Below are 1,028 nucleotides of genomic sequence, written 5' to 3' on the forward strand. Positions count from 1 at the left end.
ACTATCTAACTATCTAACTAAGGAATTTTCATGAAAACAAAAATATTTATAACGCTAACTTTGATAACGTTACTTTCAGGGTGTCCTTTAGAAGGTGATAACGGAAATACTGGAACTACAGGGGAAACAGGAGCTACAGGGGAAACAGGAGCTACAGGGGAAACAGGAGCTACAGGGCCTCAAGGTGTAATCGGAGTTGCTGGCATTAATTGCTGGGATCTAAATGGTGACCGAGTCAATGATCTCGATGAAGATATCAATAAAGATGGTCTGTGGAATGCCTATGATTGCGCTGTTGCCGCTACTCCTGAACAAAACCAGACAGTAGAACTGAATCATCAGCATATATGTGAGGCCTTAGCGGCAAACAATATATATCCAGTAGGCTGCCCATCCAGTACTCATACAGTCCCCACCGGTACATTGACAAGAATGATATCTACAAACTTTTTTGACGATGGTACGGGCAATAGACTTCTAAGCTGTGGCGATAGCCCAAGCAATGGATTACTCAGCATAAGCCTACGAGACTTCGTAAACTCAGATGGCGTTACCGTTAAGGAAGGGTGGTGGGAGCTAGAGGGCGGATATATCGCTAAATCAGGAACTATGTCTATATTTGAATCAGTTAATGGCGGGTGCCAGGACCTCTGTGCAGCTGATGCAGACTGCATCGCTTCGGTCGCTGTTAGAAAATCGTCTGAATCTTCATCTTGCCGTTTATATTACCATTCAGATACTGCCATAAAATATGAGCGATTTTGTGGTAGGGAAATCCCTGGTGTCTTTAAAGCAGAAGATCAATGCAAACTAACTCTAGCCGCCAATGCTATTTGGGCGTCTAAGTGTCCATAACTTTGAATACTTAACACATATGAGCCTAAACTCTGTCAATAGGCACTAGTATTCTTTTTGACCGTTTTTATAAATGGACGGTCAATTCTAAATCAATAAACAAATTCGTTTACTTCGTCTGTCGATGCGGCTGTTAAGCAAGTTGCTTACGGCAAACACATATAGAGGCTCTC

General features: G+C 42.4%; 1 protein-coding gene. It reads left to right on the forward strand.

Going from position 1 to position 1,028, the window contains the following annotated elements:
* Positions 1 to 30: 30 nt before the first annotated feature.
* On the forward strand, positions 31 to 855 hold the full coding sequence (locus tag H5200_RS23805; RefSeq protein ID WP_220497057.1) for a hypothetical protein: 825 nt from the start codon (positions 31 to 33) through the stop codon (positions 853 to 855).
* Positions 856 to 1,028 lie beyond the last annotated feature (173 nt).

The sequence above is a fragment of the Pseudoalteromonas sp. SG43-7 genome, assembly GCF_014164295.1.
Classification (GTDB): Bacteria; Pseudomonadota; Gammaproteobacteria; order Enterobacterales; family Alteromonadaceae; genus Pseudoalteromonas; species Pseudoalteromonas rhizosphaerae.

Excerpts from the sequence above, each read along its gene's own strand:
- H5200_RS23805 (WP_220497057.1), top strand. The coding sequence starts at position 31 with ATGAAAACAAAAATATTTATAACGCTAACTTTGATAACGTTACTTTCA.